The following is a 13,516-nucleotide window of genomic DNA, read 5'->3' on the forward strand; positions in this document are numbered from 1 at the left end:
CTTCCTTAATCCGCCCTTGCTTCACTTGTTTCAGCGTATCCGAATAACTAGAAATAGAAGTGGTGTCAAATGCCCAGTACTCTGTCTCGATGCGACGCTTCCCTTGCTTCTTAAAGAATTTCATGCGTGCTTCTTCATCAATCGACTGAAAAAAGATCACTGCTTCGTTGGGATGGGATATCTTGGCCGAATGGATGGATATGTAGCTTTTGCCAATGAGGAAAGCGACTGAGCGCATTATTTTCCTCAAGAATCAAATAATAAGCAAGCGATCGTATTTACTTATAGATATCTGGGAAACAGGCTTTCAGATCAGCAGTAATACCTGTGGCATCTCCAATGGTTTTCTCGTTATACATTACAGGAATGCAGGCTATTATTTGTAGTTAACCATTAAAGGAAGGAAAATCTAAATTTTCTCGATACTCCGTCGCAGAGGTGATTTATTTTGAAGAAAAAACTTTTATTAATTATTGCAGTATTTTATTTCTTTATAGGGTTTAACCCGAGTATTGGTAATGCAAAAGAATTTAAGCAATCATATTGCACGGCAGAAGATGTTTTACTCGAAATGCTAAAACCCGATATTGATACCATTATAATGGATAAATACGGAAAAACATTTTCATGGGATTATACAGAAAGTGGAGGACTGGTTGATCTTAAGCTTGTTCATGATTTATCTATACCTAAGTGGTTCGAAGCAACACTTTCCGTAGAATCTAAAGAAATAGGAAAAGAGAATCCAAAAAGAGGGCAGTCTATAATAAGATTAAAAATCATACCTGCTTCTTTCTCTCGAAATGATAATGCAGTGAATAAGGTTAAGGTGATTAACTTTCAAGACGCAAGGAAGGTTGATTAAATTATCCCTCTAGAGTTAATAGAAATTATTTGGCTCTCTTCCAAATATGGTAGTGGAAATTAACTTCGACCATCTCTTTGTGCGACGGGCGGTCGCATCATTCATGTGTTAAAGCAAGAAGCGTATTTCAAGCACGTGAATTTGTGTACGTTACATTGTAAAACGGCACGGAATAAAAATCACAAGAGAAATACGCCACGAAGGTTTAAGTCCTTCCTTGGAGCTGCTCATACAACCTAAGTAGCCTAATCTAAGGAAATATCGTGAGTTGTCCGAAGAAGATGTGGAATCGAGAGACCCATTGGCGGAAGTGTAGACCCAAATGCCAGACCTTTGGTGGAGCCTCAACATCAATTGCTGCAAGAAGCAAGCCTGTTGATAAGTTAATTTATCCGCAGGCTCGAAAATCAGGTTAATATGTTTAGGATATATCAAATCCCTTAAACGGAAGTGTTACTGGTCCTTTTCGGTAATACTGTGTTCGTTCCTTTGCAATGTATTCCACATTAAGGTTTATTTTATCTGAATGTAATGCTTCCCCTTTTACTATATCTCCAATAGCAATGAGGAAGTCTCCATTGTCAATAATAGATGAAACCTTACAGTCAAAATAGGCAACAGCATCCTTTAAAATAGGGCAACCTGTTTCAGCATACATAAACTTATCTTCACCAAGAGCCTGAATGGAGTGGTCTCCTGAAAAGAACTGATCATGAAATTCTTCCTGATCAAAAGCTGCCAAACTTAATGCCCTCACACCAGATTCCTTTACAACGTCTGCACCCTCAAATTCTTTTGGGAAACAGGTTAACATGCGTGGCGGCTCATGGGAACACTGTGTTGTCCAACAGCCAAAATGAAAATGACCACGCTTGCCATCCGTTGTGGATACAAAGAAAACACCACGCGATCTTAAATCATAAATCGAACTATATGGGTCTAAATCTTGTCTTGAATCCATTTAATCCCCTTCCATTTTTAGAGGATGTGCAAAAAGCCTCCATTTGTTAACGATGTAATTTCTAATTTGTTGCTTTTTATACGAAAACTTGTGACTTTAGTCCAGTTTTTGTTCATCGTGGTGTCCGGAAAGTAAGTCATCGGGGCTTTCCCCGTTATTAATCATCACATTTGATTTGTGAGTTGAAGTAATAGATTATGCATTATAAATTATAAAATAAGTTTTTTTCTAACTTACAATTTTTTTAATTACAAGATCTACTGATATTAAGAAAATGAGGAAAAATATGCCATATGGACTATTCTTTTTTTATGAAAAATTATGATAAATTAAAATTGTAGTATAATTGAAGAAAGAGGAATGGACATGAAAAATGTCAAAAAGGTATTAGTTGCAGTGGTTGCCGGTGGTATTATATTTAGTAGTGGGATTTCAAGTGTTTTTGCTCAAGTACCCGTTGATGCTGGTTTAAATCCGGCTAACGAAACGAAAATTGGAGTAGATTCGGCATCCTTTACAAAAAGGTTATCTTGGGGAGGGGGAATATCAAATACTTATTATCCTGGATTCCCGATATTTATAACGAGGGAGGTTTCACTCCGAGTGCGGCATAAAGTTCTTTCTGTTTCTTCGTCATTTCTCCCAATACGCGACCGTGTTCAGGCGTCTCCAGTAGCTCAATGATGTCTAATTCATCGAGCAGTCCTTGTATCGTCCACTTTTCAAATAGAGCGGCATCCTGCATCTTCTTTTTGATGTAAGATAAGTAAATAAGTGCGATAAATTCCACAAAAAGCTTACCGTTGAGTGATAATTCGGAGGAAACTTGTAATCGTCTGAAGTTAAGGCGCTCTTTAAGATTGCCGAATCCTTTCTCTACAATATCTTTACTGCGATAGAGGGAAAGCGACTGAAATGGTTCTTTGATCTCATTGCTCAGTAATGCAAAGTAACCATAATTTTGTGCGGCTTCGCGCATCGCTTCTTCTCTTGGTTTGATTTTTCGACCGCGCTTTGGCGTTTCTGTCACCTCAAAATATTTTTGATAATCCTTCATACGGTACTCTTTAAGCGTATTCTCAAGCAAATCATGGTGTAAGCTTGTTAAATATTCATTCATGTCTGCTTGGTCTTTCGCTGCTTTTTCCGGATTGTAAAACAATAAAAGGTAGGCGCGTCTCTTCTCCTTCAGTATATCCCCTTTGTAAGGTCGTTCCTGCTCATAATCCCATGTTATTTTTCTGCATATCCCGTATGTACCAAATTGCGTTTTGAAGTTCGCCCAAAGTTTGAGGTTCTCTCGCTCCTCCTCCAACACTTCTTTCACATATTTAAGCCCTAATTTCACTCCAATGATGAATTTTTGATGATGCTTATAGAGAGTATTGATATTTTCTCTGCTGTAGAATCCCCTGTCGAAGATGACGTTGACTTTTTTATAACCCATCACATCAAATTCTTTCATCAGCTGCTTGACCGTTTTCATATCCGTCAAGTTCCCAGGCAGTTTCCGATAATAGAAGGGAAGGCCTGAATCCTCCCCGAAAAGGAGGGCGAGGTTTAATTGCGGCAGTATATCATGTTCTTTGTTTCGCCCTTTCTTCACTTGTTTCAGTGTATCCGAATAACTGGAAATAGAAGTGGTGTCAAATGCCCAGTACTCTGTCTCGATGCGACGCTTCCCTTGCTTCTTAAAGAATTTCATGCGTGCTTCTTCATCAATCGACTGAAACAGATCACTGCTTCGTTGGGATGGGATATCTTGGCCGAATGGATGGATATGTAGCTTTTGCCAATGAGGAAAGCGACTGAGTGCATTATTTTCCTCAAGAATCAAATAATAAGCAAGCGATAGTATTTGCTTATAGATATCTGGGAAACAGGCTTTCAGATCAGCAGTAATACCTGTGGCATCTCCAATCTGATCAAATAAATAGGTTGCCCCGTAGAAGCTTCTTTGAAGTTTCGTAATCGGAACCGGTCCGGGTTTCAGCGGTGTATCTTGGGCATCTTGGTTCTTGCGATAAGCTCTGGTAGGTACAATATTACCAGTGTCGGGATCCACTTTTCCGATGAGTGTTCGTTTCGCCCGTGATTGTTTTTTCTCTTTATCCCAATAAGATTCATTGCGATACGCATATGTAATACCTGTCTTATTGTTCCTCTGATAAATGATCCCCATCTCTCCATCACCTCGTTATACATTATAATATGTAACGATGAAAAAGTCAATAGAAAAACCGCTTAATGATGCGTGTTTCAGCATTTTTTAGCGGTTTTCTCGTTATACATTCCGGGAATGCAGGTTATTATGTCAAGTATTATAATGGTTTAACCACAGGCTTTTATGATCCAAGTGCTAATTATTATTCTACTTACTATTCTAAAACCTATAATAAAGGTTCATTAAGTACGAAAACATGGTATACAAATTTATATGTATCCAACGGTGATAACGATAGAGCTTACGGCAGCGTAACTTTAAAAGATCGGTAATCTATAAGATTATAATGGAAAGATTACCCTAGTTTAATAGAAAACTAGGGTAATAATTTGTTGGGAGTGAGAAAGATATGCTCAGAGTGGAAAAAATACAAAAAGTATTCAATAACAAATCCTTCTCTACTGAAGTTTTAAATGATATCAGTTTGTCTATTTCTAAGGGTTGTTGGCTATCTATTGTAGGCCCATCGGGGTCGGGTAAATCGACACTATTAAATATTACATCTGGATTATTAAAACCGGATTCAGGGAAAGTTTTTTTCAATGACCGAAATGTTTATGAATTAAATGACCAAGAGCGGAGTAATTTGCGAAGAAAACATATCGGGTTCGTTTTTCAAGACTTTAAACTGTTGCCATACTATTCGGTTTTGGACAATGTCATTTTACCTCTGTACTATGACGAAGAAAAAAATAAGTTATATGAAAGAGCAAAGGAATTATTGCAAGTAGTTGGTATTCGTGAATCTTTATTTTTCAGGTTACCTGAAGGCCTGTCAGGGGGAGAAAAGCAACGTGTGGCAATAGCGAGAGCTTTAATTGCCAATCCTGAAGTATTAATTTGTGATGAACCGACTGGAAATTTAGATTGGGAAAACCGTAATCAAATTATAAAATTGTTTAGTTCCTTAAAAGAACAAGGAAAAACGATTGTTTTGGTTACCCACGACACAAACATGGCTGATTGTGGAGATGAAGTCTATCAATTATTAAACGGAAAAATCGCGTTAATTGAGGCCGCCGTATGATTCGCCTTGCTTGGAAGCGGATAAAAAACCGTAAGCTAACAACAATTATTATATTGATTGCATTTATTAGTATCTTTACTCTTATTCCAGTTGGATTAGATCAGTCAAAAACATCAATATCTACCGTTCATGAATCAATCGCGGAGTATGGACGAGGAAGTTATGACTTACTCGTTAGACCCTCTTCTTCCCGAACATTAATTGAACAGAAATTAGGAATGGTTGAAGAGAATTACATAGGGGACAGTAAAGGCGGAATATCATTAAAGGAATGGAAAAAGATTAAAGATGATCCGAATATCGAGGTGGCCGCTCCAGTTGCTTCACTTGGATATTTTAGGGGAAGACAACTTTCCGTTGAACTACCTGTGCTAGAAAACCCAACTATGTTTACCTATCAATTTTATACATCAAACGGTAACACTAAATATCCATTAGGATCAAAAGAATCTATTATGTACTTCAAGCAGTATAACCCTGGTTTTATTCAATTTCTAAAAAATGGGGAGAACAATGCCATAAGCTCGGCAATGACTGTCCTTATGCCAGAGAATTATAATCTACTAGTAGCCATTGACCCACAAAGTGAAAAAAAATTAACAGGTATTGATTTTTCCAACCTAAATATTGAAATTAAGGATCCAACATTAGATACCATCTTACAAAATTATGGAAATCCACCGGTCATGAAGGTATTGCAACGGGATGACTTGAATATCCCAATATATATGAACTTACAAGTGGAACAATTAAATGTGAATTTAGATGATTATTTAAATCTACTAAGATTAAAAAATGATGAATTCTTAATGTCGGCTTCGACAGAAGATATAGCGGCTGTATTTAAAAAATTGGAACAGGAGGAATTGGAAAAGAGCGAAATATTTAAAATTGACTTGTCAGGTTATCAAAAACCATTCGATGGAACAGCAATACTTTTAAATGAAAAATTTGAACCGGCAGTAGCAGAGAGATATATGTCTGATGCTGACACATCTACCTATTATGTAGCATCAAAAATCCACTATCAAAACGTGGATAATTTGCTAAAGGTTAACATTACTCAGAATGGAGAACCTCCTTCCTATAAAGATATAAGCAAAAAGGGTATTTCTATGAAAGAGTCGATGGAAGTACCGTTCATTACCTATCAAACGGGAACCTTTTCACCTGTTCAAGAACAGGAGAATCATTTGGCGGCCAGTCCATTAGGGATTTACGGGGAGATGAAGGCGACAACAGGGGATGGTACGGTACTGACTCCAACCACGATACCTGGAAGCTTTATACCTTCACCAGCCAGCGGCGTCACCACCCTTGAAAATGCAGAAATGATTAAAGGAGATAAGCCGATTGATGCGATTCGGGTAAAAATTGCCGGAATTACCAATTACGATGAAGTAGCACAGAAAAAAATAGAAAAGGTGGCAACCGAATTATTACAAAAGGGCTATGAAGTAGATGTTGTTGCCGGTTCTTCCTTCAAAAAAATGACATTAGATGTAGAAGGAATTGGAAAAGTGAATGAGTCTTGGACAACGTTAGGTGTTGCTCAGGAATTGACAGGAACTTGGAATGTGATGAATTTGTTAACTACGATTTTATTATGCGTATTTGGATTACTATGGCTTGTTTTTCGGTTAACATTTGAGAGACATGTGCTTTCCCAAGAGAATTCGACTCTTTCTATTATCGGTTGGAAACAGAGTAAGATATTTTTACGTAATTGTGTGGAACAATACATGATTATCACAGTTGCATTTGTTGTTTCGCTTATTCTACTGGTTATACTTCAAGCGGAAGCAATGATGTATTGGGTAGTTATCATCCTGTGGTTTGTATCAATCCTAGCATCCACGCTTTTATTGAATAAAAAAGCAAAACGTACTAACCGAGTGGAGACCTATAAAAAGTTTGCTTCTATTTTCTACTATAAACGATTGATTATACCGATGATGTTGATACTATGTCTTTCTGTTTTATTAATTTCTATACAAATAGCTGCTCTAGGGGATGCATTTTATAAGTCAACAGAAACTACGTTAGGACAATTTATTGGTGATCAAACAATTTGGTTCCAACTCATTGTCACTACGCTTGTCGTTTATTTAAGTATTGCTTCATTTAGTGAAGGTCTAAATACATTGTATATGGAAAGAAAGCAAGAGTTTGTGATGTACCACGTAATCGGATGGACAAAGAGGAAAATTTTAAGGTACATCTTCAAAGAGTCAACTGCATGGTTTCTTTTATCCAGTCTCACTGGCAGTATTATTAGTGGAACCATTCTTTATCAACTAGGAACTTCTGCAGTTTGGATTTTAATTGGCCTAGGAATTTCTTTCATAACTATGGCGATAATAGTAAGCATAATCATACTCACACATAAAAACGTTGTAGGTCATTAATAAGGTCAACAACCCAAGTACAAGTTCTATAAATTGACTTCCACCTTGGAGGTCAATTTTTTTACACTGCAATTGTCATAAAGGATCGTCTTATGTCTTATATATGTACAAAGTGGTTTCACTTAACATGCTGTAACAGATTATACAGGCTAGTAGAGGAGGTATGGTATGGAACTGTTTGGGAGTTACCTATTAGCGGTGGTTGAAACAGGAGGAATATTCGCACCTTTACTATTTATCAGCTTTCATTTACGAGACCATTGTTTTTTCTTCCAGTGGTGTTCATCTGTATTTCAGGTGGAATACTGTTGGTGCAGTGGCAGGAACCGTATATTCCATTATCGGTTTACACTGTCAAGTATGGGCTTCAACGGGTTTATTCGTTGGGTGCCCAAAACGTTTAAATCTTAAAGGAAAATTAATTGGGAAGCATTCAGTGTTATATTCTTCGCAAATTGCAATCCTTCGTCCTATTCCATTTATACATTTTCATCTTTTATCACGTTGTTTAATTGAAGTTACACAAGGTTTTGAGGATATACGAAATCATCTTTATTGACAAACGTACCAATAGTGCTTGTGTATACATCAATAGGGAGATAAATCTCGAACTTATCTCCCTTTTATATCGTTGTTTTTCTGCTTGCCTTATTACCGCTTATTTACATCTTAAGAAGGAATGAGGTAATTATAAAGTGGAATGAGTTTTTCCCGGCTCGAACGTAAAAGAAATCCATTTAAAAGAACTGGATCAGCGAAATTAAAACGTTCACACGCATACACAAGTCATATGTTTGCCAATAAATCACAAAAGCAAAACGCAAATTACGCAAAACTACACTTGTTTTTGCAGGTGACTACAAGCGTATCAAAGCAATAATACCGAAATAAGCTATTATTTAAACTAAAACTAAATGGATATACAATGAGATAGATTTGTATTAGGAGGGTATTAATATGCCACGTGTAAAAGGTGGAACAGTTACGCGCGCTCGTCGTAAACGCGTACTAAAACTAGCAAAAGGTTATTATGGTTCAAAACGTACGCTATTTAAAACAGCTAAGCAACAGGTAATGAAATCAGGTCAGTATGCTTATCGTGACCGTAAACAAAATAAACGTGTTTTCCGTAAACTTTGGATTGCTCGTATAAGTGCTGCAGCACGTATGCACGATATTTCTTTAAGTGGAAGAAGAAGCGAGTAGAGAACTAACGGGTATGAAACAACAAGAACTCAGATTAAGACTAGTCGAACTAAAAGAGAGTAGAAAAGATCAAATAGATTTAGTAGGGGAATTTAAGCAACAAGAAGCTTTGAACTCGCACTTTTAGTTTAACTTTTCTTACTTAACCCCCAATGCTTCCTTTAAACGATTACGATCAAAACTAGTGAAAACCTCACCATCAATTAAAATAGTTGGAATCACTCTCTTGCCACCGTTTGCCTCCAACATTTTATTGAAAATTTGATTTTCCATCACATTTTGATCCTCATAAACAAAGCCGTTTTCCGAGAGAAACTCCCTCGCTTGTCTACAAGAACTTCATGGAGGTGCATGGTACACGACAAGGTCAGGAATACCTTTCTTGTAATCTCGTAAGGAAACGCTGTGGCGCTCTTCTATGTGTGGTAATGTCAAATCGATTTGATAGCAATAAAAAGAAACATCTGTTGCTGGGATATTTGGAAATAATCTTTCTCGAAGTTGCCATGTATCTCCTGAATTTACTTGCAAGTCTAGGATCGTATGACCATTGAACTGTTTTTCGGTGTTTAATTTCATTTCAAACTCCTGTGTTACTGGAAGTTTGATATTTTGTTCTCCCTTGAGTGTGACAATATATGAAAACGTTATATCGTTAGTGGTTATTGCTCTATTTAAGCGTTCACTATATTCATCACTTTTGTTAAATAGCATCAAACCGTGATCGTTCTCATCAAAAACATGCAACACACCTGCAGAAACGCTCGTTTCCATTTCGGCCAACCATCGATTGTGTTGAAACAAACGGTTTAGCAATGTTCCGTTTTCTGATTTTTCTTTTGGATGGGTCAATATCCCCTTTGGTTTTTTAACAATCATGACGGAAGGGCTTTCATACCAAATGTCTAAAGAATCTTGATCAATTGGTATCAACGGTTTTTTCTCCATTTATCTAACCTCCTTTTTGCTATTCTAACATAATGTGGAAAAGAAACCTTTTGAAAGGTTCTTCGAGATTGTGCATGCGCTATCTTATGATCTGTAGTATTTCATAGCTCTCATCTTCCAATACTACAATGATCCGTTCGTCTGTATTTGTTTTGAATGTAACTGTGATCGAACCATTTGGAGTCGATTCCCCTGAAAAATATCTTCCTTTACTATAATAAGTAACAAGAGCATCCTGCCAATTCTCAATTTTAACTTGATTCTCATTTTCTAACGCTCGATACGCTTTTTCACGAATGAGACTTTTGGGGAAATGATTCTTTTCTGCTAAATAAAATTGAATTTTCTCCTCAAATTGGGGTAAATCTTCACTAGAATATATTTCTTCTTTCACTAACTCAAACGGATCCTCTATGAATTGCTTTTTACCATCCTTCATAATAAGCGCTTGATCCTGATACTTGATTACAGGCCCAGAAATGCCAAGCGCTTCTTGTGTAGATTGTCCTGGCATCATACGAGCACTTGTGAAAACGATCACCTGATCATCTGGGAACATTAATTCACCATAGTTATCTGCTACTACCAGTTTATTTTTCGCCGCTTCAAGCTCAGCGTCTGATATATTAAATTTTTCATCGATACCTTCTTTTTTAATCTGCTCATATTTCGTAATTATTGCTCCCGGATTGATCACGGTAATCATTTGTCCTTTACTTAATTTGTCATCATAGCTTTTTACCACTCGAATTTTCGCTTTTGTGTACGCCATTTGGTTCTCAGGATTGATAAAGGATTTAATTCCAATCACTTTTCCCTTTGTAATGCTGTCCGAATTAAAAATGATATCCTTCAATGTGTTAAAATATAAGATATCAGCTGTTAATTTAGGCGAAGAGCGATTATTGTCTGTTAAATTCTCTAATTCAAGCGTGCTAGGATCAGTTATATATCCGTTCCTTTCTAATTTTTCTTTTTCTTTTTCTTGATCAACCAAGGGGATTGGATTTTCTGGTGGACTTTCACTAGCCAAATTTGTCTGATCGCCAGTTTCCCCTTGAAACAAACCGTTCGTAGTTGGAAAAATCAAAAAAGCAACGGTGAATACCGTAACAAGAGTCAGAACAATCGGGAGAACGTATTTTCTTTTACCTTTTTTTTGATGTACCAATTCCCATGTGTCCTGAAAAGTGACGCGAGTTGAGTGAATATCTAAATTTTCATGCAACACTTGTTGAATTTTTGAACGATTTGCATTCTGTTTCATTCATTACCCTCCCATTCACCGTTATATTTTTGCCTTATTTTTGTAAGTGCATAGTGGAGTCTCGACTTACATGTCCCCAGCGGGATTTTCAATACTTCTGCAACTTCCGAAAGCGTTAGTTCCGCATAAAAGTGCAAGTAAACTACTTCCTTACTCTTCCTTGATAACTGATTAATCTCATTCCAGAGTTCCGATTTCCACTCACCTCGCAAAACTTCTTGCTCTACTACTTCTCCTTGAGAAATATCTGTTGTTACACCCACAAGGTTTAATAGCTTATGTTTACGGATCATATTTCTAGTAATATTGATGGTGATCTTGTACATCCATGGTTCGATTGGTTTGGCAGAATCGTACAGATGAAATTTCTTTATTATTTGAATAAACGTTTCTTGTGTAATATCATCTGCAAGCACACGCGACTTCGTTAACATATAAGCTGTTCGATATACCATATCAGAATGCTTTCGGAAAAGTTTAGCCATATCTTCCTTGTGGGGATGCTCCGTCACTTCCAATCCCCCCTTTCCTTAGTAATCACCCTATATACAATCGGGAATCACATTCTGTTCGGTTTTTATTGCATTTTTTTATGTGAGTCATCAGTTTAGGGAGATTTAAGTACGTGTTCAAAAAGTCCCCGAATTAGAAGCAAGCAGGTCGAGGCGGCGCTGTTTTGAGTAACGGAAAAACAAGCCATTTAAGGAATACAGGCTAAGACCGCCACATCCTGTGGCAACGCCTGCATGACCCACATCGTGTGGGCCCGAGATGCGCCGCTTATCAATTGGTGACTTTTTGAACATCCTCTTTAGGCCAACAAACTCACAATCCACCCCCCTATCCAAGCAAATAATATTCCTAAAATCACCGAGGTAGATACGTAAATCACGGCATTTTTCATCTCTTGTTTTTGCAGCATCTGGATCGTTTCATACCCAAATGTTGAAAAAGTCGTATAGGATCCCAAGAACCCTACTCCAATAAGAAGCCAAATCCATTCAATAATACTGTTATGTACGTACAAAAGTGCAAAAATACCAAGAAAGAACGAACCAGTAACGTTCATAGTCCATGTGCCCAAGGGAAAAGTTTTTGACGACTTTTGGGTTATCCATTTCCCTAAAAGATAGCGAGTAATTGCTCCACCTATGCCCCCTATTCCAACAAATAACATTATTCTGCACCCTCTTCTCTTTTTCTATTTGGTTGAAAAGATGCCAATCTAGCTCCAGTAAAAGCCAGTCCTATGCCGCCTATAACACTTAAAAGGATATAAAGTAAAGCGATCATAAATTGACTATTTTGTATCAAATTAATTGTTTCAACGGAAAATGTTGAAAATGTGGTAAATGAACCGATCAGTCCAGTCCCGATCGCAAGTTTTAGATTTGGATTAATGCTCCACCTTTTTGAAGTAATCGTAAAAAACCACGAAAGGATTAAACAGCCAATAAGGTTTACTGTCCATGTTCCAAATGGAAAACCATTTGTTGATGGAATCCATTCCCCAACTAAGTATCGCAAAATGGCACCAATAAAACCTCCTATTCCAACTGCTAAAACATTCATGATCATCCTCCTCAAATATTATGTTTAGACTAATTTTAAGCTTTTACTAACTTTGTGGTAAAGGGAATGTTCATTGTTGAATTCCTTTATTATTGTATTAAGTAAATTTGAACAGTCTCTATTATTATCTAGTGACACTTCTTTTATATTATCATTCACCTAGTTCACCTTTATTTAGTTCGTCTGTTTTAATGAATTCAATTTTACATATATGTCTTCTCTTCCGCCATTAAATCAATCATAAATGGACAGTATGATCTCTTTTCTTGGTATTGACACCTTTCTTAATTCGCTAACAAAAGTGTCCAAATCGTAAGGGACATACTGTTGCCAAATATGATAATCTTTCTTATCAATATCAATTATTCCATATCGTGCATATGGCTGATTATAACAACCTAGTGACCCAGAATTAAAGAACGTTGTATTTTTGCATTTAAATTGATGGTTACTATGGTCGTGGCCAAAACAAACCAGTGAAAAATCATCCAAATCATTTATAACAGAAAATTTTTCAGGAGAAGGGAGGCCAGTTACATCAAAAGGGTCTTCGCTTATATGCGCTTGCCGTAACTTTTGCTGCATGGGGTAATGAATAAAATGTAGATGATGGTGATAGATTGTGAGATTAATGACGCGAGGAAGTTTTTCTAGTTCCGGAATATGGCTGTCATCTATTCTTTCTCCAATCCATTCATGATGGGGCATGACATCCACTCTACTTTTCGGATAAGGTTCTTTTTTCAAAATAGCTAATACTGCTTCATCATGATTTCCAGTAATTATTTCAATATTATTCAATTCGAACAAAACATCTAAAACTTCATTGGTATATGGACCAATTCCAATCATATCACCAAGACAGTATATATAATCGACTGATTTACTTTTAATGTCATTTAGAGCGGCATTTAGTGCGTAGATATTCCCGTGTATATCCGTTATAACCGCAATTCTGTATATACCCATCCTCCTCCCTCTCGTCAATTGAACTTTGATCGGTTTTTATAGCAGGCTAATTACAGCAACCACAACATT

General features: G+C 36.9%; 11 protein-coding genes and 4 pseudogenes. 5 read left to right on the plus strand and 10 right to left on the minus strand.

Annotated features, from left to right (window positions below):
- Position 1: 1 nt before the first annotated feature.
- Positions 2–341 (minus strand): annotated as a pseudogene (locus NC797_RS03875) (IS1634 family transposase); the annotation flags it as partial.
- A 107-nt stretch (positions 342–448) separates the two neighbouring features.
- On the opposite strand from NC797_RS03875, the gene NC797_RS03880 reads away from it, so the two are divergent.
- Entirely contained in the window at positions 449–865 is a 417-nt protein-coding gene (locus NC797_RS03880) for a DUF3888 domain-containing protein (RefSeq protein ID WP_272435391.1), read from the plus strand.
- Between the two features lie 421 nt (positions 866–1,286).
- Here NC797_RS03880 and NC797_RS03885 read toward each other — a convergent pair whose 3' ends face one another.
- Complete coding sequence (locus NC797_RS03885; protein WP_272435392.1) at positions 1,287–1,826, minus strand: flavin reductase family protein; 540 nt, start codon at positions 1,824–1,826, stop codon at positions 1,287–1,289.
- A gap of 577 nt (positions 1,827–2,403) precedes the next feature.
- Positions 2,404–4,008, minus strand: coding sequence for an IS1634 family transposase (locus tag NC797_RS03890; protein WP_272435393.1), 1,605 nt, complete (start codon positions 4,006–4,008; stop codon positions 2,404–2,406).
- Positions 4,009–4,399: 391 nt separating this feature from the next.
- Here NC797_RS03890 and NC797_RS03895 point away from each other — a divergent pair, with 391 nt between their 5' ends.
- The 4 genes and pseudogenes from NC797_RS03895 to rplT all read left to right on the plus strand — a co-directional run.
- The gene (locus tag NC797_RS03895; RefSeq protein ID WP_272435394.1) at positions 4,400–5,077 is read left to right on the plus strand and encodes an ABC transporter ATP-binding protein; all 678 of its coding nucleotides are present in this window, start codon (positions 4,400–4,402) and stop codon (positions 5,075–5,077) included.
- Positions 5,074–7,485: an ABC transporter permease family protein gene (locus NC797_RS03900; RefSeq protein WP_272435396.1), complete on the plus strand. Its 2,412-nt coding sequence runs from the start codon at positions 5,074–5,076 to the stop codon at positions 7,483–7,485. Before NC797_RS03895 ends, NC797_RS03900 begins: the two co-directional genes overlap by 4 nt.
- 700 nt (positions 7,486–8,185) lie before the next feature.
- A pseudogene (gene rpmI, locus NC797_RS03905) lies at positions 8,186–8,376 on the plus strand (50S ribosomal protein L35).
- Between the two features lie 66 nt (positions 8,377–8,442).
- Positions 8,443–8,673: pseudogene (gene rplT / locus NC797_RS03910) on the plus strand (50S ribosomal protein L20); the annotation flags it as partial.
- 156 nt (positions 8,674–8,829) lie between these two features.
- Here rplT and NC797_RS03915 read toward each other — a convergent pair.
- The 7 genes and pseudogenes from NC797_RS03915 to NC797_RS03945 all read right to left on the minus strand — a co-directional run.
- Positions 8,830–9,012: pseudogene (locus tag NC797_RS03915) on the minus strand (glutaredoxin family protein); the annotation flags it as partial.
- 18 nt (positions 9,013–9,030) lie between these two features.
- Positions 9,031–9,639: a pseudouridine synthase gene (locus NC797_RS03920; protein WP_272435397.1), complete on the minus strand. Its 609-nt coding sequence runs from the start codon at positions 9,637–9,639 to the stop codon at positions 9,031–9,033.
- Between the two features lie 79 nt (positions 9,640–9,718).
- Positions 9,719–10,906: a hypothetical protein gene (locus NC797_RS03925; RefSeq protein ID WP_272435398.1), complete on the minus strand. Its 1,188-nt coding sequence runs from the start codon at positions 10,904–10,906 to the stop codon at positions 9,719–9,721.
- Positions 10,903–11,418, minus strand: a complete 516-nt coding sequence (locus NC797_RS03930; protein ID WP_272435399.1) for an RNA polymerase sigma factor — start codon at positions 11,416–11,418, stop codon at positions 10,903–10,905. Before NC797_RS03930 ends, NC797_RS03925 begins: the two co-directional genes overlap by 4 nt.
- A gap of 299 nt (positions 11,419–11,717) precedes the next feature.
- The gene (gene crcB / locus NC797_RS03935) at positions 11,718–12,083 is read right to left on the minus strand and encodes a fluoride efflux transporter CrcB (protein WP_272435400.1); all 366 of its coding nucleotides are present in this window, start codon (positions 12,081–12,083) and stop codon (positions 11,718–11,720) included.
- The gene (crcB, locus tag NC797_RS03940; RefSeq protein WP_272435401.1) at positions 12,083–12,478 is read right to left on the minus strand and encodes a fluoride efflux transporter CrcB; all 396 of its coding nucleotides are present in this window, start codon (positions 12,476–12,478) and stop codon (positions 12,083–12,085) included. Before crcB (NC797_RS03940) ends, crcB (NC797_RS03935) begins: the two co-directional genes overlap by 1 nt.
- A gap of 234 nt (positions 12,479–12,712) precedes the next feature.
- Positions 12,713–13,447 (minus strand): metallophosphoesterase family protein, encoded by a 735-nt coding sequence (locus NC797_RS03945; protein WP_272435402.1) that lies wholly within the window; start codon positions 13,445–13,447, stop codon positions 12,713–12,715.
- Between the last annotated feature and the right edge of the window lie 69 nt (positions 13,448–13,516).

The organism is Terrihalobacillus insolitus, from assembly GCF_028416575.1.
Lineage (GTDB): Bacteria > Bacillota > Bacilli > Bacillales > Amphibacillaceae > Terrihalobacillus > Terrihalobacillus insolitus.

What these genes read in the sequence shown, in the direction of transcription:
- crcB (WP_272435400.1), bottom strand. Translation starts at nt 12,083, where the DNA reads ATGTTATTTGTTGGAATAGGGGGCATAGGTGGAGCAATTACTCGCTAT.
- NC797_RS03945 (WP_272435402.1), bottom strand. Translation starts at nt 13,447, where the DNA reads ATGGGTATATACAGAATTGCGGTTATAACGGATATACACGGGAATATC.
- NC797_RS03925 (WP_272435398.1), bottom strand. Translation starts at nt 10,906, where the DNA reads ATGAAACAGAATGCAAATCGTTCAAAAATTCAACAAGTGTTGCATGAA.
- crcB (WP_272435401.1), bottom strand. Translation starts at nt 12,478, where the DNA reads ATGAATGTTTTAGCAGTTGGAATAGGAGGTTTTATTGGTGCCATTTTG.
- NC797_RS03920 (WP_272435397.1), bottom strand. Translation starts at nt 9,639, where the DNA reads ATGGAGAAAAAACCGTTGATACCAATTGATCAAGATTCTTTAGACATT.
- NC797_RS03895 (WP_272435394.1), top strand. Translation starts at nt 4,400, where the DNA reads ATGCTCAGAGTGGAAAAAATACAAAAAGTATTCAATAACAAATCCTTC.
- NC797_RS03885 (WP_272435392.1), bottom strand. Translation starts at nt 1,826, where the DNA reads ATGGATTCAAGACAAGATTTAGACCCATATAGTTCGATTTATGATTTA.
- NC797_RS03890 (WP_272435393.1), bottom strand. Translation starts at nt 4,008, where the DNA reads ATGGGGATCATTTATCAGAGGAACAATAAGACAGGTATTACATATGCG.
- NC797_RS03900 (WP_272435396.1), top strand. Translation starts at nt 5,074, where the DNA reads ATGATTCGCCTTGCTTGGAAGCGGATAAAAAACCGTAAGCTAACAACA.